The sequence below is a fragment of the Paenibacillus sp. FSL L8-0644 genome, assembly GCF_038008165.1.
GTDB lineage: Bacteria > Bacillota > Bacilli > Paenibacillales > Paenibacillaceae > Paenibacillus > Paenibacillus polymyxa_D.
In genome coordinates, this window is record NZ_JBBOYN010000001.1 from 279,870 (window position 1) to 300,761 (window position 20,892).

16 protein-coding genes are annotated in these 20,892 nt (G+C 45.5%); 6 read left to right on the forward strand and 10 right to left on the reverse strand.

What is annotated here, in order from left to right; all coding sequences use genetic code 11:
* Positions 1–119 precede the first annotated feature (119 nt).
* The 6 genes from NSS94_RS01185 to NSS94_RS01210 form a co-directional block, all read right to left on the reverse strand.
* The gene (locus NSS94_RS01185) at positions 120–1,220 is read right to left on the reverse strand and encodes a GerAB/ArcD/ProY family transporter (protein WP_241081094.1); all 1,101 of its coding nucleotides are present in this window, start codon (positions 1,218–1,220) and stop codon (positions 120–122) included.
* 17 nt (positions 1,221–1,237) lie between these two features.
* Positions 1,238–2,395, reverse strand: a complete 1,158-nt coding sequence (locus tag NSS94_RS01190; RefSeq protein ID WP_341038355.1) for a Ger(x)C family spore germination protein — start codon at positions 2,393–2,395, stop codon at positions 1,238–1,240.
* A gap of 4 nt (positions 2,396–2,399) precedes the next feature.
* Positions 2,400–3,878 (reverse strand): spore germination protein, encoded by a 1,479-nt coding sequence (locus tag NSS94_RS01195; RefSeq protein ID WP_029516902.1) that lies wholly within the window; start codon positions 3,876–3,878, stop codon positions 2,400–2,402.
* 236 nt (positions 3,879–4,114) lie between these two features.
* Positions 4,115–4,780 carry a beta-phosphoglucomutase gene (pgmB, locus tag NSS94_RS01200; protein ID WP_029516901.1) on the reverse strand — a complete coding sequence of 222 codons (666 nt, stop codon included), beginning with the start codon at positions 4,778–4,780 and terminating at the stop codon, positions 4,115–4,117.
* 25 nt (positions 4,781–4,805) lie between these two features.
* Complete coding sequence (locus tag NSS94_RS01205; protein ID WP_029516900.1) at positions 4,806–7,088, reverse strand: glycoside hydrolase family 65 protein; 2,283 nt, start codon at positions 7,086–7,088, stop codon at positions 4,806–4,808.
* A 155-nt stretch (positions 7,089–7,243) separates the two neighbouring features.
* A complete protein-coding gene (locus NSS94_RS01210; RefSeq protein ID WP_029516899.1) occupies positions 7,244–8,251 on the reverse strand; it encodes a LacI family DNA-binding transcriptional regulator in 1,008 nt (335 codons plus the stop codon).
* A 242-nt stretch (positions 8,252–8,493) separates the two neighbouring features.
* Between NSS94_RS01210 and NSS94_RS01215 the strand changes: the two genes are divergently transcribed.
* Both NSS94_RS01215 and NSS94_RS01220 read left to right on the forward strand, forming a co-directional pair.
* Positions 8,494–10,158: a PTS transporter subunit IIBC gene (locus tag NSS94_RS01215; RefSeq protein WP_341038358.1), complete on the forward strand. Its 1,665-nt coding sequence runs from the start codon at positions 8,494–8,496 to the stop codon at positions 10,156–10,158.
* A 5-nt stretch (positions 10,159–10,163) separates the two neighbouring features.
* Positions 10,164–10,985, forward strand: coding sequence for an endonuclease/exonuclease/phosphatase family protein (locus NSS94_RS01220; protein ID WP_340884056.1), 822 nt, complete (start codon positions 10,164–10,166; stop codon positions 10,983–10,985).
* A 20-nt stretch (positions 10,986–11,005) separates the two neighbouring features.
* On the opposite strand, the gene NSS94_RS01225 is transcribed toward NSS94_RS01220, so the two are convergent.
* Positions 11,006–12,205, reverse strand: coding sequence for an MFS transporter (locus tag NSS94_RS01225; protein ID WP_341038359.1), 1,200 nt, complete (start codon positions 12,203–12,205; stop codon positions 11,006–11,008).
* Positions 12,206–12,410: 205 nt separating this feature from the next.
* The gene (locus tag NSS94_RS01230) at positions 12,411–12,908 is read right to left on the reverse strand and encodes a DinB family protein (RefSeq protein WP_039274097.1); all 498 of its coding nucleotides are present in this window, start codon (positions 12,906–12,908) and stop codon (positions 12,411–12,413) included.
* A gap of 306 nt (positions 12,909–13,214) precedes the next feature.
* Here NSS94_RS01230 and NSS94_RS01235 point away from each other — a divergent pair, with 306 nt between their 5' ends.
* A complete protein-coding gene (locus NSS94_RS01235; RefSeq protein ID WP_341038361.1) occupies positions 13,215–14,714 on the forward strand; it encodes a monooxygenase in 1,500 nt (499 codons plus the stop codon).
* Positions 14,715–14,817: 103 nt separating this feature from the next.
* The gene (locus tag NSS94_RS01240; RefSeq protein ID WP_049816963.1) at positions 14,818–15,321 is read left to right on the forward strand and encodes a MarR family transcriptional regulator; all 504 of its coding nucleotides are present in this window, start codon (positions 14,818–14,820) and stop codon (positions 15,319–15,321) included.
* Between the two features lie 81 nt (positions 15,322–15,402).
* On the opposite strand, the gene NSS94_RS01245 is transcribed toward NSS94_RS01240, so the two are convergent.
* On the reverse strand, positions 15,403–16,332 hold the full coding sequence (locus tag NSS94_RS01245) for a response regulator (RefSeq protein WP_013308322.1): 930 nt from the start codon (positions 16,330–16,332) through the stop codon (positions 15,403–15,405).
* A gap of 5 nt (positions 16,333–16,337) precedes the next feature.
* A complete protein-coding gene (locus NSS94_RS01250) occupies positions 16,338–17,642 on the reverse strand; it encodes a sensor histidine kinase (RefSeq protein ID WP_341038363.1) in 1,305 nt (434 codons plus the stop codon).
* 212 nt (positions 17,643–17,854) lie between these two features.
* On the opposite strand from NSS94_RS01250, the gene NSS94_RS01255 reads away from it, so the two are divergent.
* Both NSS94_RS01255 and NSS94_RS01260 read left to right on the forward strand, forming a co-directional pair.
* Positions 17,855–19,108 carry a cation:dicarboxylate symporter family transporter gene (locus NSS94_RS01255; protein WP_069010145.1) on the forward strand — a complete coding sequence of 418 codons (1,254 nt, stop codon included), beginning with the start codon at positions 17,855–17,857 and terminating at the stop codon, positions 19,106–19,108.
* A gap of 257 nt (positions 19,109–19,365) precedes the next feature.
* Positions 19,366–20,877, forward strand: a complete 1,512-nt coding sequence (locus NSS94_RS01260) for a methyl-accepting chemotaxis protein (protein WP_029516892.1) — start codon at positions 19,366–19,368, stop codon at positions 20,875–20,877.
* The last annotated feature ends 15 nt before the right edge of the window (positions 20,878–20,892 follow it).

A 20,892-nucleotide genomic window follows, 5' to 3' on the forward strand; every position in this document is an offset into this window, starting at 1 on the left:
AATTGAGTGGAGGGAGCAGTTGGAAAATTCCGAAGAATAACCATCGGGTAAAAAGTAAAAATCCCCTTACGCTATAGCATAAGGGGTTTGATTCATTGGCAAGAGCGGGGAGGCATTCTCTATTGTTTCCCATCCGGATTCTCTGTTCGATGGAAGACCATAGAGATAACAAGAAGCACCAAGGGTACTACTGCGCATACAGCAATTCCAAAATAACCTATTATTTTATCGAAGTTGCCTATCTCAACAAAATTTTGGGGATACATGCTCAGGCAAAATAATATAATTAACGGGAGATAACAGATATACCCGTTCCACTTTTGGGTGAGCTGGCTGATCCCCGTTACAATATAGAAATAATAGTTTGAGGCGGTCATGAAAATTTTGATCGTCCACAAAATGATAAATAATATTTCAAATCGTTCCAGGAACGCGCCGGGGAATTCAATTTGCTGTGCAAAAGAAACGACTGGCCATTGCAGTCGGGAAACTTCCTCAACTGACATACAGCCGACGACCATCGTTACCATTAAAATATACAAACCCATTGCAATCGAGTAGCCGATTGACCCAGCCTTCCATGCTTTTTGGGGGTGGGTCATCACATTAGTTAATATAAGGATGGATTCAAAACCCAATGTAGAGAAAGGTATAACTTTAAGTGATTCAAAGATCGGTCGCCATCCTTTATGGAAAACAGGGCGCAAATTATCAAGATTGAAATGGTTGACATTAAGAACGACCAACAATAAAAAAACAATAAGGGTTAAAGGGAAAAAAAGTTCGATCAATCGAACCATTGCATGGAGACCGCCCCAGGTCAAATACCCAATAAGCAGAAGAAACGGTAAGAGAATCATACTTATTGGGGTTCTCTCCAGTGCAAGACCTTTGAGGAATTCCGCCATCATTCTACATACAAAAGAGCATATCATCGTGCAATGTACAATAAATGCAATATTGATGAGCAGGCCGATGAATTTACCCGCGATCACAGGATTGAGCTCATAGAACGTCTTCCCTGGAAATCTCCGGCACAGTTTAAAATGGATAAAAACGATGCCTACCCCAAGCAGACTTGCCAGCAAAAGTCCCTGCCACACGTCGGGCGTTTGTGTCTTTTCCGCGATGGTTCTTGGCAAACTGACAATTCCCACAGCGTACACGGTCGAAGTGACTGTAAGTAAGGCTTGAAGGGTAGAGATTTTTTCCTGTTTCATGGAAGGTATGTTGGACATTACTCTTCCTCTCCTTTTGTATAAGCACCTGTTCGTTTAATCTGTACTTCGGCCTGAACATCGATTGGTATTTGACTGAATGTATTTTGCCAATTTTCCTTTACCCGATCCCAGTAAGCGGGATAGTTCACTTTTACTTTTGTGCCAAAACCGACTACATCTGCTCTCATTTCTTTCTGAAGTGTGTTTAGCGATTGGGATATGGTCTGTTTGATTTCATCTTGCGCTGCTTCTTTGGCGGTTCGGATGAATGATTCCTTCAGGAAGTCCACAGAAGTAACCGAGTTTTCGTTTAGCTTGATATCTGTTTTGATACGAACTGTGAATGAGAGATCCTGTCCATTAAGGTGGGGAATAAGTTTACTATGGGCATCCTCAACTTCAAAGACCATGTGTTGTTTCGTCTTTGGGTCCTCAACTTTAATAATGGAACCCTTCGTTTTTCCCAGCATCCAGTTGATTCCGATAACATCCTCTTCGTCCAGCCAAAAAGCAAATTTCTTCGTTTTGCCGCTGACCAGAGCTGCTCCTGAGAAGTGATTGCCGTCATTGCTTTCTAGGCATTGAATGAGGAAGTCAGCTCCTTGTGAGATATGTGTAGACATTTCCCCTAATGTTATTCTATAAGGTATTTTTGAGTTGAAATCACTATTTTTGGCCAATGCTTCAAGGTCAATGGAAGGTATCTCTTTATGTTTGCCAATCTTATTGAGCGCTTCTTTCGCATTGCCTTTTACGATCATAACAAGGGATTTTCGACTCGGTTTATAGGAGCGAGTAAACGTATCTAACAATTGGTCGATTCTTGTTTTTTGTATAGCTTGGTCACTAATCAAAATTAAGCGAATAAAACTATATAAAGGAGCACGGGATACCTGCTTGGCCTGTTCCCTGGAAGCAGACTGGATTGAATCTTTGTTAAAGGTTGTTACGTTGCTATACATATTTTTTCTGGATTTCTGCGCTATTAAGTGCTGGTAGGTAAGTTCCAGCATATCCTGCTGATCCGTATCAATGGCGACGCCTTGAATAATACTCAAGTTATCGATCTCTCTGCTATCCCAACAACCGGTGAGGAGAGCAGCACATGCGATCCATGCAGCAAAGCATTTTTGCGCCCATAGGGTTCGACGAAACAGAAAGATGTAAGAGAGCATAGGTTTACTTCCTTTTTCTGTTAGATTGTATTTCGTCCTGTGTCTTTAGCATCATAGGGCGTTTTTTGAGATATTTAAAAGGAACCCGAACCAAAGTATCTTGTTGATCTCTTAGCCGAATTGGGGCTAGGGGTGACATGTAAGGAACTCCAAAGCTTTTGATCTGGACCATGTGTACGCCTAAACAAATAAAGGCTAAAATTACTCCATACAGCCCATAAATCCCTGCGATCATCATAATGGGGAAACGAAGAAGCCGGATTCCAATACTGCCGCTGTACTGCGGGCTTGCAAAGGACGCAATGGCAGTAAGACCAACGACAATAATCAGAAAAGCACTTACGATCGCCGCCTCGACAGCGGCTTGTCCAATCACAAGACCGCCTACAATCCCGATGACTTGTCCTATGCCTTTAGGTAGCCGTAGACTTGCCTCGCGCAGTATTTCCAATGCTAACTCCATAATTAGAGCTTCCACAAAAACGGGAAAAGGAATCCCTTCCCTTGAGGCAACGATAGACATCACTAGCTCAGGTGGGATTAATCCAGGATGAAAAGAAATAAGTGCAACGTACAGCGAAGGCAGGAATGTTGCAATGAACAGAGCCGTTAAACGAAGCATGCGGAAAAATGTTCCTAAAGGAAAACGCTCGTAATAATCCTCTGGGGATTGAGCCAGCATCCAGAAGGTCATGGGAGCAATCAGGACAAAAGGAGTGCCATCAAGCATAATGACAACTCTTCCGGACATTAAAGCATTTATAGCTTTATCCGAGCGTTCAGAGGCTTGGATCTGTGGGAACGGAGACCATGAATGTTCCTCAATCCATTGCTCAATAATCCCGGTATCGGAAGCATCGTCCACATCAATCGTTTCGACTCTCCGTTTAACTTCCTGAACTAGCTCCGGATTTGCGATATCTGATATGTACAGGATCGCTAACTTCCGTGAGGATCTCCTTCCTATGGTCATTTTATCTATTTTGAAACTTAGATCTTTGATATGCCGCCTTACCATTGCCAGGTTGCTTTGCAAATCTTCAATAAAACCTTCTCTCGGTCCTCTAACCAAAGTTTCAGTGCTTGGTTCATCGACACTTCGCGACGGAAACTGGCCCGTAGACGCAAAAAAGACTTCATCGGTTCCTTCGATCAGCAGACAGGTATTTCCCGATAACACTTCGTGTACACACGTCTCAAGGTCTGTCTCTTCTTCCATATCGATCGTAAATGCTGTCTGCTGTATCAGCTCCTCCTTTATTTTCTCGGGATTAACTTGGGAGTGACTTTCACGAATTCCAGTTAAAATGAGCGGCTTGACGATTTGTTCGTTAATGATGCTCGTATCCGCAATACCAGAGAGATAGATCATAATTACATGAATTCCCGTTTGACCCACATTCATTTTCTTGAAGACGACATCAGGAAGATGACCCAGGGTCTTTTGTAGATGGTCCAATTTCGCCTCGAGTGATCTTGCCATGACTCCTCCTCCTTCAAAAGTTATGCATGTAATATGTGTAAAATGGTAATAAATATTCATGGAATGGTAATCTAATGTGTTCAACGATAGAGGAGCTGAAGACGCGAGAGACAGAGGGAGTTTTTTGGGTATATGTAAACAAAAACGAACACCAGTGGTGTCCGTTTTTGGTCATACTTATGAGGCGAGGGTACTCTATCCTAGAGATAACGCCATATAAATTCCTCCGAGTGGAGTCACTTTTTGAACTCGTAAAAATGTGCCTCCAACATGCTCAGAGAAAGCTCGGCAGTCGTGGCTACCACGATATCTGCCCCTTGCATTTGTGAAGGTGTTCCTACACCGACCGCAAACATCCCGGCGCCCTTGATCGCCTGTATGCCAGCCTGTGCGTCCTCTATACCGATACAATCGGCAGGCTGAACGCCCAGATTTGCAGCTCCAGTGAGGAAAATTTCCGGGTCAGGCTTGCCATGCCGAATGGCGGTAACATCCACCACACTGTCAAAATAGTACGCTAGCTCCAGTCGCTCCAGGATAAACGCTGCATTTTTACTTGCAGAGGCCAGAGCGATGCCGATTCGGGCTTCACGAAGTTCTGTCAGAAGCGCTTTAATGCCTGGAAGAATGTCCGAGGGAGTTACAGCTGAGATGAGCCGCTGATACTCCGTATTTTTCCGTGTGGCCAGTTCTTGCTTGCCTTCTTCTGAAAACGTATTGGACAGGTTACCGCGCGCCAGTATTTTGTCGAGCGATTCCGTACGGCTGATTCCTTTTAACTGTTCATTAAATTCCCGATCAAAAGGGATGTTTAACGCTGCCGCCAAGCTGCCCCATGCCTGAAAATGATATTCGGCGGTATCTGTGATGACTCCGTCCAGATCAAAAATGACTGCCTTCATTTGCTTTCCCCCCTGTCTACCCGATTTATGAAACGCTGTTCGTCATTAACGGCCGCCCACTGGTAATGTGCGTTGGCTGTCCATACAGCTCCAGCGTCAGCGGTTCTCCATCCAACAGGGTAATGATCACTTCATTTTCCTGTACGAGAATACTTAGCAAGCGACCGCGATAGTTGATTTTAAACGTATATTTGGTCCAGTCTTGAGGCAAGAAGGGGGAGAAGCTTAATGTTTCATTATAGGTTCTCATCCCGGCAAATCCCTGTACAATCGCCAGCCAGCTTCCCGTCATGGAAGTGATATGAAGGCCGTCTTCGGTATCGTTATTATAGTTATCCAGATCCAGACGGGCCGTCCGCTTATACATCTCGACTGCTTTTTCCTCCATTTTGAGTTCGGCGGCCAGCACGGCGTGTATAGAAGGAGACAGACTGGATTCATGAACAGTCATGGGCTCGTAAAATGCAAAATTGCGCGCTTTTTCCTCCAGTGTGAACTGGTCTCCAAAGAAATACAGTCCTTGCAGCACATCTGCCTGCTTAATGAAGCATGAACGCAGGATTTTATCCCATGACCATTTCTGGTTTAGTGGAAGGTTGCTGGGATCAAGGGCGGATACAGGCTGCAAATCCTTATCCATAAAGGTATCGTGTTGTACGAAGACTTCCCGCTCCTCATCATAGGGATAATACATGTGAGTGACGATATCCTGCCAATGTGCAAGCTCATCAGCCGTAACTGCCAGGCGCTGCGCTTTCTCAGTCGAAATTTGAGGCAAGACCGATAATGTATATTTCAAAACCCATGCAGCCAGCGTGTTGGTATACCAGTTGTTATTGACGTTATTTTCGTATTCGTTTGGCCCGGTAACCCCGTGAATCATATACTGCTGCTGACTTTTGGAAAAATGGACCCGATCGGCCCAGAAACGGCTAATTTCGACCAGTACATCTACGCCGTAGTCATGCAGATAGGTCAAGTCACCCGTATAGTTGGTGTAATTGTAAATGGCATAGGCAATGGCACCGTTACGATGAATTTCCTCGAAGGTAATTTCCCATTCGTTATGGCATTCCACACCCGTAAAAGTGACCATAGGGTACAGTGCACCCCGAAGTCCTTGCTGGGTCGCGTTATGCTTGGCACCTTCAAGTTGTTGATAGCGATACAACAGCAGATTTCGGGTTACATCCGGGTCTGCGAGCGCCAGGTACATAGGTACGGCATATGCTTCTGTGTCCCAATAGGTGGCACCGCCATATTTTTCACCTGTAAAACCCTTGGGACCAATGTTCAGACGGGCATCTTCACCGTAGTACGTAGAGAACAGCTGGAAAATGTTAAAGCGTATTCCCTGTTGGGCCTCCGTATCGCCCTCTATTTCTACATCTGCTTTGTCCCAACGTCGGGCCCAAGCTGCGACATGCTCCTGTTTAAGAGAAGTGTAGCCTTTGTTCACAGCTTCTACGGCGATGCGTTCAGCTTGTGGAATCAGTGCGTCCTTTTCCATATCCCGTGAAGTTGTAACAGCCACAAATTTTTGCAGCTGGATACTGTCGCCCGGAGCGACGCTGTATTGATAGTGGCGAGCAGCATACAAAAAGCCCTCTTCCGTCGTCTGCTGATCCTGTCCCTCGGTCACAATACCCATGGTAGCGTTTACGGTAAAGCGCGGAATACCGAAGGGATTATCTATAGTTGTTGTGGACAGGCTAATGAATTGTTCCTGAACCTCTCGGGCCTCCTCCAGCCAAAAAACCTCATCATAGTTCGTGTCTTCATTCTTCGTATTGCCGTCCAAATAGGGGACAAGCTCTATAGTTAGAGGTTGCTCACTTATATTCGTTGCTTGGTAATCAATCAGGCATAGCTCACGAGTGGTGATGCTCAGAAAACGCTCCGTAGTGATACGAACCTGATCGTTCACGGTGCAGGTGCGTCGCAGGATCCCCTGTTTCATGTCCAACTCCTGCACAAAATCGCTGATGTGTGCCGTAAATAAGTCTACTTCCTCTTGGTTTACGATCAGATTGATGCCGATGAAGTTCATGGCATTGATGACCTTACCAAAATACTCAGGATAGCCGTTTTTCCACCAGCCGACCTTTGTTTTGTCGGGGAACCATACACCGGAGATATAAGTTCCCTGATGATGATCCCCTGAATACGTTTCTTCGAAATTGCCGCGCATGCCCATATAACCGTTGCCTATGGACGTTAAGCTTTCCTGTAATCGCATGTGTGTGCTATGTAGAGCGTGTGTTGTCAGCTTCCAACTATCTACGTCAAATAATCGGTTGTAAACCATGAGTGCGTACCCCTCTCGGAAAATGAGATCGTTGTTTTAACGAGACCAATATATGAGCGAGTTCAGTATATAGTGCAACCGTTTGCCCTGTCAACGCAAAAAAAACTGATTTTATGGATATCCACAAAATCAGTTCTTGTCCATTTCTTAGAGATTCATAGTACCTGGCTGGATTTGCGCTCCACGATTCGGTGGGGCACAATGATGTGTTTGGTCAGTTCCTTGGGGTCCTCAATTTTTTCAATCAGGCTTTTGGCAGCCTGATAACCCAGAGTAAAGATATCAATATCCACGGATGTAAGAGGAGGATTCATCAGCTCAGCCAGCATTAGATTATTGAAGCTCACCATGGATAACTGCTCTGGCATGGACACGCCTAACTGGGCAAGCATTTTCTGTACGGCCATGGCTACAAGGTCGTCGCTAACGATCATCGCAGTAGGCGGCGGGGTAGCCTGCAATAACGCGCGCATGTCCTCCAGATTAAAGGGTTCTCTGACCACGTATTCTTTCGGTAGAGGCAAGCCAACCTCTCGTAGCGCATCTTGGTAGCCTCGGAGTCTTTCAAGATTCACGATGTGTTCCTGATCACCACCAACATAAGCAATGCGCTGATGATTCAGCCCAGTCAAATAAGTGACCACATCCTTGGCAGCCTGGTAGTTGTCGTTGTCTACATGGGTGGTTTCGCTGACAAACTGTTGAGGTTTGCCGATTACGGTATAGGGAATTTTTTCTTTGTGAAGATACTCCACGATGCTATCCTTTTGCTTGGAGTACAGGACAATGTAGCCGTCAACGCGTCCGGTCCGGGTCATCAGCTTTACGCGGGATAGCAATTCATCATTCGTTTTGCCTGTGACAATCGACAGTGTATAGTTGTGCTCGTTCACCCATTCGCTGATCCCGCGAAGACTTTCCGGAAAGAAAGGATTTTGAAAGATCGCCACATCCGATTCAGGCATAATAATGCCTATCGACTGTGTGACTCGGTTAGCCAGACTCTGAGCTGAATAGTTGGGTTCATAGCCAAGCGCCTTCATTTCTTTACGGACACGTAACTTGGTAGCTTCGCTGATTTTGGGGCTGTCTTGAATGACGCGGGATACGGTGGAGGTAGCAACATTAGCACGTTTTGCGACATCTTTGATGGTTACTGCCATCGTCTTCGTCTCCTTTTGCTATCTCAAGCAGGAAATATTATGTTCTATCATACGATATTGCTCGAAAATCAACAAATTCGCGGTTTTTTCGAGTGTTTCTATCATTATTAACCAAGATATTTACAATTAGGGTATTGCTAATAGAAAGCGATATCATTATAATAATTGTGCAACCGATTGCATAATATTTTTTGAGTACTACCCATGCTATACATACTATAAGGGATGGAGACTGAACGAGCATGAAAAAACTTCTATCATTTGATTTTTGGCAAAAGCTTGGGAAGGCACTGCTTGTGGTTGTTGCTGTTATGCCGGCGGCCGGGATTATGATTTCGCTTGGTAAAGTAGTGGCGATGTTGGCTGGCGATATTCATTTCTGGTTGACCGTCGGCGGGGTCATGGAGAATTTGGGTTGGGGTATTATCAATAACTTACACATCCTATTTGCGGTAGCGATAGGTGGTTCCTGGGCTAAGGAACGGGCGGGCGGGGCTTTTGCGGCTTTAATTGCCTTTGTTCTCATCAATATTTCAACAGGGACGATTTTGGGCGTATCATCGAAGATGTTAACCCAGGAGGGAGCAACCACCCATACACTCTTCGGTGCATCGATTCCGGTCAGTGGTTATTTCACCTCTGTCTTAGGAGCACCTGCACTCAACATGGGCGTGTTTGTCGGTATCATCTCCGGATTCGTCGGGGCGGTGGTATTTAACAAGTACTATAATTACCGCAAGCTGCCGGACGCTTTAGCCTTTTTTAACGGTAAACGTTTTGTTCCTTTTGTCGTGATTTTATGGTCTGTCATCGTAAGTTTGATCATGTCTGCCATCTGGCCATTTGTCCAGGGGGGGATTAATCAGTTCGGCATTTGGTTGGCGACTTCGGGAGAATCGGCTCCTTTTGTAGCACCATTTGTCTATGGTACACTGGAAAGACTGCTGATTCCTTTTGGACTTCATCACATGCTGACCGTTCCTATTAACTATACTCAACTTGGAGGCGTTTACACAACGCTTACAGGTTCCGGGGCAGGAAGTGTCGTTGCCGGGCAAGACCCGCTGTGGCTGGCTTGGGCAAGTGACCTGAGTGCGCTTCGTGGTACCGATCCGACAGCCTACAATAGCTTGTTGGAAGGCGTGACGCCTGCCCGCTTCAAGGTAGGACAAATGATTGGTGGAGCAGGTATCCTTATGGGACTAGCGGTGGCTATGTATCGCCGTGTAGACAAAGACAAACGCGGCAAGTACAAGTCGATGATCTTTTCGGCAGCCGCAGCTGTCTTTTTAACAGGGGTAACGGAGCCACTGGAATTCATGTTTATGTTCGTGGCGCCTGTGCTGTATGTGGTTTATGCTATTCTTACCGGTATTGCGTTCGGAATGGCTGACATCATACATTTGCGTTTACATTCATTTGGTATGATTGAACTGCTGACCCGAATGCCGTTGTCTATAAATGCGGGGTTGGTGCAGGATATTATTAACTTCGTGCTGACTTGCGTGGTGTTTGCGGTAGCAACCTACTTTATCGCTTATTTTATGATCGGTAAATTCCAAATGGCTACGCCGGGAAGACTGGGGAACTATACGGATGAGGAGCCCCAAGGGACTTCCGAGGCAGGGAGTACGAAGACAGAGGGTGTGGCAGCTACTTCCACTCAAAATCAACTGGCTACGGATATCATCAAGACACTTGGGGGTGAGCAGAACATTGTCGAGGTGGACGCTTGCATGACCCGTCTGCGTGTGACGGTGAAGGATACAGATGCCGTTGGGGACGAAAAAATGTGGAAAGCGCTGGGTGCCTTGGGCTTGATAAAAGTAGATAATGGGGTGCAGGCGGTTTACGGACCGAAGGCTGATGTGCTTAAATCAGATATACAAGACATACTCAACAGGTGATTACTTTGAAGTTGTTAACCTTAAATGCACATGCTTGGATGGAAGAAAACCAGCACGATAAGCTAAAGCAACTGGCTGCTTTTATTGATGAACAGCAGTTTGATGTCATTGCTTTACAGGAAGTGAACCAGTCCATGGAAGAGGCTCCTTTGTCAGCGGACGATTTGGGCACTTACCATAGCGCAGATCCTGAAGTTGTCATTAAGCGTGATAACTATGCTTATGTGCTGAACGGGCTATTGTCTGATAGCTATCATTGGACGTGGGCTCCCGCGCATGTTGGTTTTGCCAAATACGACGAGGGGGTGGCGATTCTGTCGAAAACACCGATTACAGCTACGGTGAACGAATATGTTTCCTCGCTACAGGATTATGACAACTACCGCTCACGTAAAATTGTCGGTATTCAAACTGTGGTGGACGGAGTGCAGGCCTGGTTTGTAAGTGGACATTTTAACTGGTGGAATGATGAAGAATCCTTCCGTGGACTATGGGATCGTACAACCAAAGTGCTAAATTCTTTTGCTCCGACTCCTGTGTTCATGATGGGTGATTTCAACAACGCGGCTGAAGTGCGCGGAGAAGGATATGACTATGTACTGCAATCCGGCTGGTCGGACACCTATCCGAATGCAGCAGTACGTGATGATGGCCACACGGTGATTAAAGCTATTGCTGGCTGGGAAAGTAATGCGGAGCCGCTCCGCATTGACTTTATCTTCTCCAATAAGGCTGCACAGGTACAATCCTCAACCGTTGTACTGAACGGAAAAACAGGACCAGTTGTATCGGATCATTTTGGGGTTGCAGTTGAGTTGGAGCTGTGATGAAAAAGGGGGCCAGTTGCTTATGCAATTGGCCTTTTTCTTATAGATTTCGACTTAAATCGAATGACATATTGGATAACTATGGCGATCAACACCAAAATCAAATTGTAGTAAAAGGGAGTGTTGATGCTAAAGCGTTCCATGAGTACACCTGCGATGATCGGAGACACAATAGCCCCCAATTCGGACAAAGATACGACGTTGCCGATAAATGTGCTTCTGTTCTCCTCAGGAATAACATCCCCTAGTTGCGAGTAAAAGGAATCCAGATAGCTGGCCCCTCCGATACCTCCGATGAACATTCCTAAGTATACGATCCACGGTTCAGTGAACCAAAGAAATAAAATGATTTCCACCATGATCAACAATAGACCGAGGATACAAAGCATCAAGCGATCCTTAAGTAGATCAGATATTTTGCCAATAAAGGGCGCTGAGATGAAGGTCGATATGCCGATAATTGTAAAAGCTAAGCTAATTTCTGCGGGGCTCCAATGGAGCTTGTAGGTTGCATATATGGAGAAGTACGTTAAAAATATAGCGAATGCACTCATTTCAAGAAAATGAATGGTGGAATAGAGCAGTAGCTGTTTCGTTAGCATGGTTTTTCTTTTCGACTCATGAAGGGGTACGTGCTGTTGCTGAGGTTTGGAGGAGAGACTGGGGAAGGTCATTCTGGAGACGGCAACGAAGGATATACATGAGAAAATAGCAACGAAATAAAACGGAATGGATAAAGAAAAATAAGAAACAATAGCTCCACTCATAAGAGGCCCTAAAATCATACCGGCACCTTCACTGCTGCTGATATATCCATTGAGCGTGCCTCGATTCTCTGCGGTGCTCATATGGTTGATCGTGACTCTTACAAAGACGGTTAGCCCTATAGCTACCAAGCCCTGAAGGAGTCTCAGTATGGATAAAATGATGAAGCTTGTTGCAATCGGAAACAGGAGCATACAAGCGATTTCGGCAATGAGTAAGCTCAACCCCAAGCGTTTTGCGCCAATCTTTTCATAAATTCGTCCTGCCAAGCCTCCACCAAGAAATCTCCCCACATAAAACAGAGAAAATAAAATGCTCATGCCGAGTACGGATATCCCGAATTGCTCTACATAAATAGCAAAGAGTGGAAGGATCATACTTCCACTCATGTTAGCAATAAGGCTGATCACGATCATACAGGCGATATTACGATTTAAATATAAGTGTCTCACCATAACCTCGAAACCTCTCTTTGATCTTGCATCATGGGAACCGTTATTCGGATTGCACTTGATTACGGATGAACGGCTTCAAGTCGAGTTAGCGGGTTCCCATATAGGCTACGCGAGCGAGTTCCTCGCGGTGCCTAAATCCCAATGCAATGATGGAGGTATGAAGCGGCGGATGGAAGGAATCTTGATTAGAGCGGTGGTGTTGCCTTTAAGCTGGAAAGCCACCTCCTGGTGGTGGCCAAGCTCCATAGATCCGGCGTAGCAGTACGATTTCACCCAAATGATATGAATTGTGGGAAGCGATATTCCGCAGCAGTCCTGCTTTCGTTTCACCTGGGAAATGAGCTAGTGAATCATCCAGTTGCGCGGTTTCGGCAATCTGCACAGCTTGATCTACGCCCTGTAAAAATTCGTTAATGAGAGCCTGCCATGCCTCTTCGCTTTGCGGTCCAGTCTCTTCGGGCCAGCTTTCCATGACATTGCCCGGAAGCTGGGGCTTCCGTCCTTCCAAATGCTCCAGCATAAATTGCTGCCAGTAGATCATATGCTTCAGCAGTTGATAAATGCTGTAAGGCATTTCTGCATTTTTCTTCCCTGCCAGCTCGACGTCAATGTCTGGTAAAGCCCGAGCTACTCGAATATGTCCACGTTCCCCGACCAGTGATTTAACCAGCGCTTGACCGAATAATTGATTGGCATCTGACATGTATGATCATCCCTTCTATGGAGAGTTTGTTCTAGCTTAGTCTCATTTAACGATTATACAATTATATTTTATGAAATGTAAATGAATGCATGATTTAAAGTAAAGGGTAGAAATCTTTTTAATAAAGTGGTTGATAATTGTTCTCAATTAAATTACAATAATATTGTTTCAGTAGAAACAATAAAAAAGGCTTTATATGTTGTTTGGTACATGCGGAAATGTTAAGGGGAGCTTTCTGTATGTATATATTGTTTCGTGAGAAACGATTAGGTGGTGGAAATAAAGATTTTAGATAGGGGTGTGAACATGGATTACGAAGTGATTGTAGTAGGCGGCGGACCTGTTGGAATGTGGTTAGCTGCTGAGTTGGCATTAGCAAACGTAAGCGTATGTGTAATTGAACGTTTAGAGGAGCCCAGTGGCCAGTCGCGTGCGCTTACGCTACATCCACGGACGCTTGAGATGTTTGATATGCGTGGATTGAAGGAGCGGTTTATGAAGCGCGGCAGACCTATACGTACGGGTCACTTTACAATGCTGAATACCCGCTTGGATTTTTCTGTGCTTGATAGTTCTTCTAATTATACGTTGTTTATTCCACAGGTGATTACAGAGCAAGTGATCGAGGAGCATGCGCTCAAGCTGGGAGTTGTCGTCCATCGTGGCATGGAAGTGGTATCTGTGCGAGAGCACGAGCAGGGCGTAGAGGTGGTGAGTGTATGCGCATCTGGACCACAAGCCAATGTATCGGTAATGAATGCTGCTTATGTCGTAGGAGCGGATGGGGCTGGGAGTATCGTGCGTAAACAAGCCGGGATTGCTTTTCCGGGCACGGATACGACTCTGACCGCTGTATTGGCGGATGTAGAGTTAGTCAATCCGCCTGAAAGTGGCGTACATTCCGAATATAGTGAACGAGGTGGGGTGATGATTGCCCCCGTGTATCCAGATATTTATCGGGTTATTTTGACTACACCGCGAATGATGGAGATTCCGAAGGACGAACCTGTGACGCTGGAAGAAGTGCAGACAGGACTGTATGATCTGCTCGGTACAGATCTTGGCGTATCTAATCCTCGCTGGTTATCTCGATTCGGGAATGCAACGCGGCAGGCGCAGACCTATCGTAAAGGGAGAATCCTGCTAGCAGGTGATGCTGCGCATATCCACTTCCCGGCAGGTGGACAGGGAATGAATGTTGGCTTGCAAGAGGCGGCAAATCTGGGATGGAAGCTGGCCGGAGTGATTCGTGGCTGGGCTCCAGACACGCTGCTGAGTAGCTATCATGACGAACGTTATCCGGTTAATACGCAGTTCTTACGGAATACCGAGGTTCAGACCCGCTTATTGGACTTTACGCCTGCTGTATTGGCACACCGCCAATTGCATGAGGAATGGTTCCGCCATCCGGAAATTAATCAATCTATGGCAGAGCAGATTAGTGCACTGGATGTATGCTATCCAGCGGCTAGCAATATACCGCAGCATCCACTGAACGGGAAACGGTTTGCTGATTTTGAATTGCATTTGCCTGACGGAATGACAACGTATGCTTACGATCTTCTTCATGAAGGCCGCTTTGTACTTCTCCATCTTGCACAGGATAATGAGGTATCGAATGAGTTTCACCATAGCTCACTTTCACATATTTCATATGTGGAGGCCGTAGCCGAGGAAGTGCCCGTGGGATGGAGAGATGTGCATACGGTTCTCATCCGTCCGGATGGGTATATCGCTTGGGCCATTTCTATGAAACAAACGGATATATTGAGTGTGATTAAGGAAGGCATTGCCACATTGGTATAAAGGGGAAAGGGTATGTTCATAACATGACCATATTGTTTCTTGTGAAACAAATGTGGGCTATAATGAAAGGAGGAGTATGCCAAAGGAGTGACTACTTGTTCGTATGGAAAAGGCGACATCGGTTCAGCATGTCTATGATTTGCTTATTAAGATGAATCATCAGTGGGAGCAGCATCAGCAAAGAGAGAGCATGACCTTTCTCGAAGAAATCCGCGAGCACTTTGATGGAATGACTTCGCTCAATATGACGGATGTACACGTTATGGATTGTATCGGGCAGCATGAGCCGATCAATGTTACAACCTTAGCGCAACGAATGGAGCTGAGCAAAGGTACCGTTTCGAAAGTCAGCACCAAGCTGCTCAAGGAAGGCTGGATTCGCAGAACCCAGCTGAACGACAACAAAAAAGAAATTTATTTTCGGCTAACCCCGTTGGGAAAAAAACTCTTTCTTGTACATGAGCGACTGCATGCTGAGGTACAGCAACAGTTATTTCAATTTTTAAATCGTTACAGCTCAGAAGAACTGAATGTCTTGAAACGTCTGCTGTCCGATGGTGTAGATCTCTTGGAAGCTATGGAGTGGCAGGGAAAGAGTCTGGATTAAAGAGATATCTAATCATCAACGATGGGCACCTGTTTTATCTCCGAGTAATAGATACATGAGGAGATGCAGGTGCTTTTTCTCTTAATGCAATAGTCGTTTTGCTTCCATATAGAGCACCTGTACGAACTTTTTCGTATTAATGCGGGCTTGGGACAGTGAAGGCTCCACATTGTTTTGTAGCTCCAGCATTTTTTTGCGGATTTCTGTAAAGTCAAAAAATTTGGATGCATAATTTTCAAATTTAGGATGGGTATAGTCAGTCAACCCGAGCGATACTATATGGCTTAGCGTCTGGAAAATAGCGCGGCGGACACGCTGCTCCGATGCTTTAATTTCCTTACTCAGCTCTACTGCTGAGGCTGAAGCCCCTAACCGTTTGGATGCTACATTAGCAAATATATCCTTCAACGGCGGGAACAGATAGGGAGACAGATTGCCTGTTTCCTCCTCATACTGGTCCAGAAATTCCAGCATGTCCAACAAATCCATACTCCCAGCTTCGCCGATCATTCCCATCTCGGAGAGCAGAAACTGCCCGGAAGTTACGATGTTTCGGGTCGGTTCAATCGTTGCCGTTGGGTTATTCGATGTGAACATCGACAACCCTTGAAGCGTCCGCTGGATATCCGTAATCGACTGCTGCATGCGCAGACGCTCAGCCACCTTATGAATAACTGCAATAATCTCCAGTCGATTCAAAGGCTTGGCCACATAATATTCAATACCGAGCGAGTACGCCTCGCCGATCATGTTTTTGGATTCGATGCGAGAAATCATAATGATTTTGCCGCTGAATTGATCGCCGAGTGCACGCACGGTCTGAATGCCGTCACGAAGCGGCATCAGCAAGTCAATTAGCAATACATCAATCCGGTTCAGCTCCAGCAGGCCGCTATTCACATAGGAACCATCCTCCGCTTCCCCGATGACTTCCCCTAGACCTTCGTCTTCAATAATGTCTGCCAGCATAGAACGAATCCCTTGATCGTCATCCACAATATAAAAACGCATCCGGGCTATCTTCCTTTCTCCGTCAGTTTCCGTAAAGGCAATGTAATTCTAAAAGTGGTCTGTAATCTATCTGTATTCTCTTCCTCAATCTGTTGTAGTTCAATCGTTCCTTCAAGGCTCTCCGCGACCTCACGTACATAAAACAATCCCATACCGGTCGACGGTTGTCCTTCCTCATCATACTTGGTCGTATACCCTGGTGTGAAGACCATTTCCCGTTTCCGCTGAGGAATACCCGGACCGTTGTCGGTAACACTAAATGAAGCTATATCCTCTTTTCCCGGAAGACAGCGAATAGAAACGTCAATCCTTCCGTCGTCCCTCATGGCTTCAACCGCATTGGCTGTCAGGTTATTAATAAGTGTCAGAACGGTATAAACATGTAGCTTGGGCAACAAAGGATCGACATCTAGGGTAAAACGAATAGACTTGTCCAGTGATTGGGCGTACTTGCTGTTCGTTCGGATGATGAGCTCCCCAAGCTCTTGAGAAGCCATGTAATGCACTCCGCTTTCGGCATCAATCAGCTTGGACAAACCAGCAAAAATCCGCTGGCTGTCTTTTTTAATCTCGTGAACCTGTCCGGAAATACGAAGTGCCTGTCTGGCGTAATGTTCTCTATCCTTTAGAGATTCATCCTGTTGCAGTTCACGGTACAGCTCGTAGCTTTCACGAGTGATTTGTTCTGCATGTGACAGCGTTTTGCCTAACTGGACCGACTCCTCATACAAGTCTGATACAAGAAGTAAAATTCGCTCCGTCTGCTGTCTTTGTGCCTCTTCATGCTGGACCGATTGATTTAACCGAATCATATTATAAAACCCAAGCACGAAGAAGCTGCGGATCATAGCCATAAAAGCTACTTTACTGATCTTAATGATGTCCCAGAAATCGCCGTCAATACTCCACCGGACGCTAAGTTCCGACACACTTGCGGCAACCTCAATCCCTACAGAGAGGATACCCACACGGAGTGCGCGGTAAGGCTCAGCATTAATGTTAAGGAGCTGGAAGAGCAGACCGTAGACCATGTAATAAAAAAAGGTAGGGCCATGCAAGATCAGCAACTCTTCGAAGAGAAGACTGGACTGAGTGTAATGATTGAGTAAGATGCGAAAGGCGACTACCGCTATCCCTGCAAGCACTCCCGATAATGCAGGCGCAATATGACGAATAGATAACAGAAAGAAAAAAAATACAGGCGTACCAAAGCTGAGACGGAATGTATTAGCGAACGGGTGAATATTCAGCTCACCTGCGAGCGGTACAAATACAAGCATGAGCAGGAAAAGGAGCGTGTTCAACTTCATTCATATTCACCTCCTGGGTATTCAGTCAGAAAGGCAATGTGAGCTAAATTCACAGGCTCGTCGTTAAAGTTTGTGAATTTATAGAAAAAAATAAATGCAGCTGTAGATAATTGTCGGTTTTTATAGATCAGATTGTAGTATAAATAACATCATTTGAATATTAAGAACAGCATACTGCAAAAATATACAAATCAGCCAGGGGGGGACACGAAGTGAAAAAGATTAATTTGACGATGCAAATCTTTATCGGTCTGGCTTTAGGTATTATTATTGGTGCCTTATTTTACGGCAATTCAGGGGTGGAAGTCTACTTAAAGCCAATCGGCGATATTTTCATCCGCTTGATCAAGATGATTGTCGTGCCTATTGTGATCTCAACGCTCATTATCGGCGTTGCCGGCGTGGGCGATATGAAAAAACTAGGTAAACTTGGCGGAAAGTCCATTCTGTACTTTGAGATTGTAACGACAGTCGCCATCCTGTTCGGACTGCTTGTTGCCAACCTGGTTCGACCTGGTGACGGCGTGGACATGTCCCACCTGGCGAAGAGTGATATCCATTCCTATGTGGAGACTGCAGAGAAGTCAGGCCATAGCTTTATAGATACGATTGTGCATATTGTTCCTACCAATGTTATTCAAGCTCTGGGCGAGGGAGATATGCTCGCTATTATATTCTTCTCCGTACTGTTTGGACTAGGGGTAGCGGCGATTGGTGACAAGGGCAAGCCTGTGCTGAATTTCTTTGAAGGCGTAGCCGACGCCATGTTCTGGGTAACCAATCAGGTCATGCGCCTGGCTCCGTTCGGAGTATTTGCACTGATTGGAACGACAGTGGCCAAGTTTGGGTTGGCTTCATTATGGCCGTTATTGAAGCTTGTTTTGTCGGTGTACGGCTCCATGGCGCTGTTCATTGTGATTGTTTTCGGAATTATCGCCAAGCTGTGCGGTACCCGTCTCTGGACCATGATTAAAATTTTGAAAAGTGAGCTGTTGCTTGCATATTCGACGGCCAGTTCGGAAAGTGTTTTGCCTAAGATCATGGAGAAGATGGAGAAGTTCGGATGTCCTAAAGGAATTACGTCCTTTGTCATTCCGATTGGGTATTCTTTTAATCTGGACGGTTCCACCCTGTATCAGGCACTGGCTGCGATTTTCATTGCCCAAATGTATGGTATTGATCTGCCAATCACGACACAGATCACGCTGGTACTAGTATTAATTATTTCTTCCAAAGGTATTGCAGGTGTGCCGGGTGCTTCCTTTGTCGTTTTGCTCGCTACGCTTGGAGCAGTGAACCTCCCGCTGGAGGGTTTGGCTTTTATCGCTGGTATTGATCGCATTCTGGATATGGCGCGTACGGTAGTTAATGTATTAGGTAACTCGCTTGCCGCTGTGGTCATGTCCAAATGGGAAGGCCAATATGATAAAGAAAAGGGCGAGGAATACGTTGCTTCAATTAAATAAGATATAACGAACTGAATAGTTGACAGAAAGAGCACTTTTGCACAGTAATGCAAAGGTGCTCTTTCTGTTTCCAGACTTGTTAGAATTCTTCCTTTTCGACATTTTTCGATGTTTTCTGTATGGAATTATAGGTATATGGACATGAAAAATAAGTCTTAATGCCTATGTAATTAAAGATTTAATTATAATGATTCTTAATAAAATTCCGATATTAAATTATACCGTTTTATATATTGGCTTAGAAGGGAAGATCATATATGTTTCTCAAGAAAAATGAGTCTCAATCACTTGCTCCTTTAGTAGAAGAAAGCCGCAAACTTTCACAAAGAATACAGCAAAAAGATTATTCTGCTGCAATACAGGTTTCCTCAGCTTCTCCTGAGGTTCAAGAAATCGCAAACAATGTTAACCAAGCGATAGAGTCCATGAAAAATGATGCTCAACATGTTGATATCCGTTTGAAGCTTGTTACCAAGGCTATAGAGATTGGCTTATGGGACATGGAGGTCATTGCGGGTGATCCTGTCAATCCAAGTAATACGTTCACATGGTCAGAAGAATTCCGTTCTATGCTGGGGTATCAGAGCGAAAAGGACTTCCCTAATGTATTAGATAGCTGGTCATCTCGGCTGCATCCCGAAGATTATGACAGGTCTTTGGCAGAATTGTCTGATCATTTACTGGACTTTACGGGAAAGACCCCTTATGACGTACAGTATCGTTTGAGGCTGAAGCATGGAGAATATCGTTGGTTCCGGGCTACCGGAACGACGATCCGTGACCAGCAGGGAGTGCCGCTTCGGATTGCAGGCGCTCTGTTGGATGTGCACGATCAGAAGATTAAGTCTGAGGAGCTTCAGGCATTGGTTACAAGATACGATCTCATTAATCGTGTTTTGGTGGAGGCTCCTTACGATGTAAACATTATTGGAGGAGACATTGAGAATCCGGATAGTATATTTTGGTGGTCACCGCAATTCCGGGCTACGCTGGGCTTTAAGGATGAGCAAGATTTCCCAAGCAAGCTTAGCAGTTGGGCTTCAATTCTGTATCCTGAGGACGCCGAAATGGCGATTAAAGTTTTGAATGATCATTTAAATGATTATACAGGGCGCACACCTTATGAAATGGAATGTCGTTTGGTGCGTAAGAATGGTGAGCATCGCTGGTATTATTGCAGTGGAAAAACATTGCGCGATAGCAAGGGAGTGCCTATTCGGATTGCGGGTACCATTCGTGACATTACAATAGAAAAGGAAAAGCAGGCTATTGCGGATGAACTCACGCTCAAGATCCAGCATCTCTCCGATTCCATTACGGAAATGGTGAATGGTGTTAATTCGGTTAGTAACCAGGCGCAGGAGCTGGCTACGGCTCAGGAGCAATCGACAGACGCAGCGAATCAAGCCAAAGTCAGTGCAGAAGAGACACAAAACATTTCCAACTTCATTAAAGAGATTGCAAATCAAACGAATCTGCTGGGTCTGAATGCTGCCATTGAGGCATCGCGTGCGGGCGAGCAGGGGCGGGGTTTTGCGGTAGTCGCAGATGAAGTGAGAAAACTCGCTATTCACAGTGCTGATGCGACCGGAAATATCGAGACCAGTCTGGACGAAATGAAGACACTCATCGAGCGGATTTTGCACAATATCGGGAACATGTCTACGCTGACACAGACACAAGCCGCCCTAACTCAGCAAGTGAATGCATCTACGGACGAGATCAACAGCATGTCCAAAGCTTTGTTGGATTTCGCGAGAACGATGTAAGGCTTCATGTAGAAA

What these genes read in the sequence shown, in the direction of transcription:
- NSS94_RS01245 (WP_013308322.1), bottom strand. Translation starts at nt 16,332, where the DNA reads ATGCGTTTTTATATTGTGGATGACGATCAAGGGATTCGTTCTATGCTG.
- NSS94_RS01215 (WP_341038358.1), top strand. Translation starts at nt 8,494, where the DNA reads ATGAAAAAACTTCTATCATTTGATTTTTGGCAAAAGCTTGGGAAGGCA.
- NSS94_RS01185 (WP_241081094.1), bottom strand. Translation starts at nt 1,220, where the DNA reads ATGAAACAGGAAAAAATCTCTACCCTTCAAGCCTTACTTACAGTCACT.
- NSS94_RS01205 (WP_029516900.1), bottom strand. Translation starts at nt 7,088, where the DNA reads ATGGTTTACAACCGATTATTTGACGTAGATAGTTGGAAGCTGACAACA.
- NSS94_RS01250 (WP_341038363.1), bottom strand. Translation starts at nt 17,642, where the DNA reads ATGAAGTTGAACACGCTCCTTTTCCTGCTCATGCTTGTATTTGTACCG.
- NSS94_RS01225 (WP_341038359.1), bottom strand. Translation starts at nt 12,205, where the DNA reads ATGGTGAGACACTTATATTTAAATCGTAATATCGCCTGTATGATCGTG.
- NSS94_RS01235 (WP_341038361.1), top strand. Translation starts at nt 13,215, where the DNA reads ATGGATTACGAAGTGATTGTAGTAGGCGGCGGACCTGTTGGAATGTGG.
- NSS94_RS01210 (WP_029516899.1), bottom strand. Translation starts at nt 8,251, where the DNA reads ATGGCAGTAACCATCAAAGATGTCGCAAAACGTGCTAATGTTGCTACC.
- NSS94_RS01195 (WP_029516902.1), bottom strand. Translation starts at nt 3,878, where the DNA reads ATGGCAAGATCACTCGAGGCGAAATTGGACCATCTACAAAAGACCCTG.
- NSS94_RS01190 (WP_341038355.1), bottom strand. Translation starts at nt 2,395, where the DNA reads ATGCTCTCTTACATCTTTCTGTTTCGTCGAACCCTATGGGCGCAAAAA.
- NSS94_RS01230 (WP_039274097.1), bottom strand. Translation starts at nt 12,908, where the DNA reads ATGTCAGATGCCAATCAATTATTCGGTCAAGCGCTGGTTAAATCACTG.
- pgmB (WP_029516901.1), bottom strand. Translation starts at nt 4,780, where the DNA reads ATGAAGGCAGTCATTTTTGATCTGGACGGAGTCATCACAGATACCGCC.
- NSS94_RS01260 (WP_029516892.1), top strand. Translation starts at nt 19,366, where the DNA reads ATGTTTCTCAAGAAAAATGAGTCTCAATCACTTGCTCCTTTAGTAGAA.
- NSS94_RS01240 (WP_049816963.1), top strand. Translation starts at nt 14,818, where the DNA reads ATGGAAAAGGCGACATCGGTTCAGCATGTCTATGATTTGCTTATTAAG.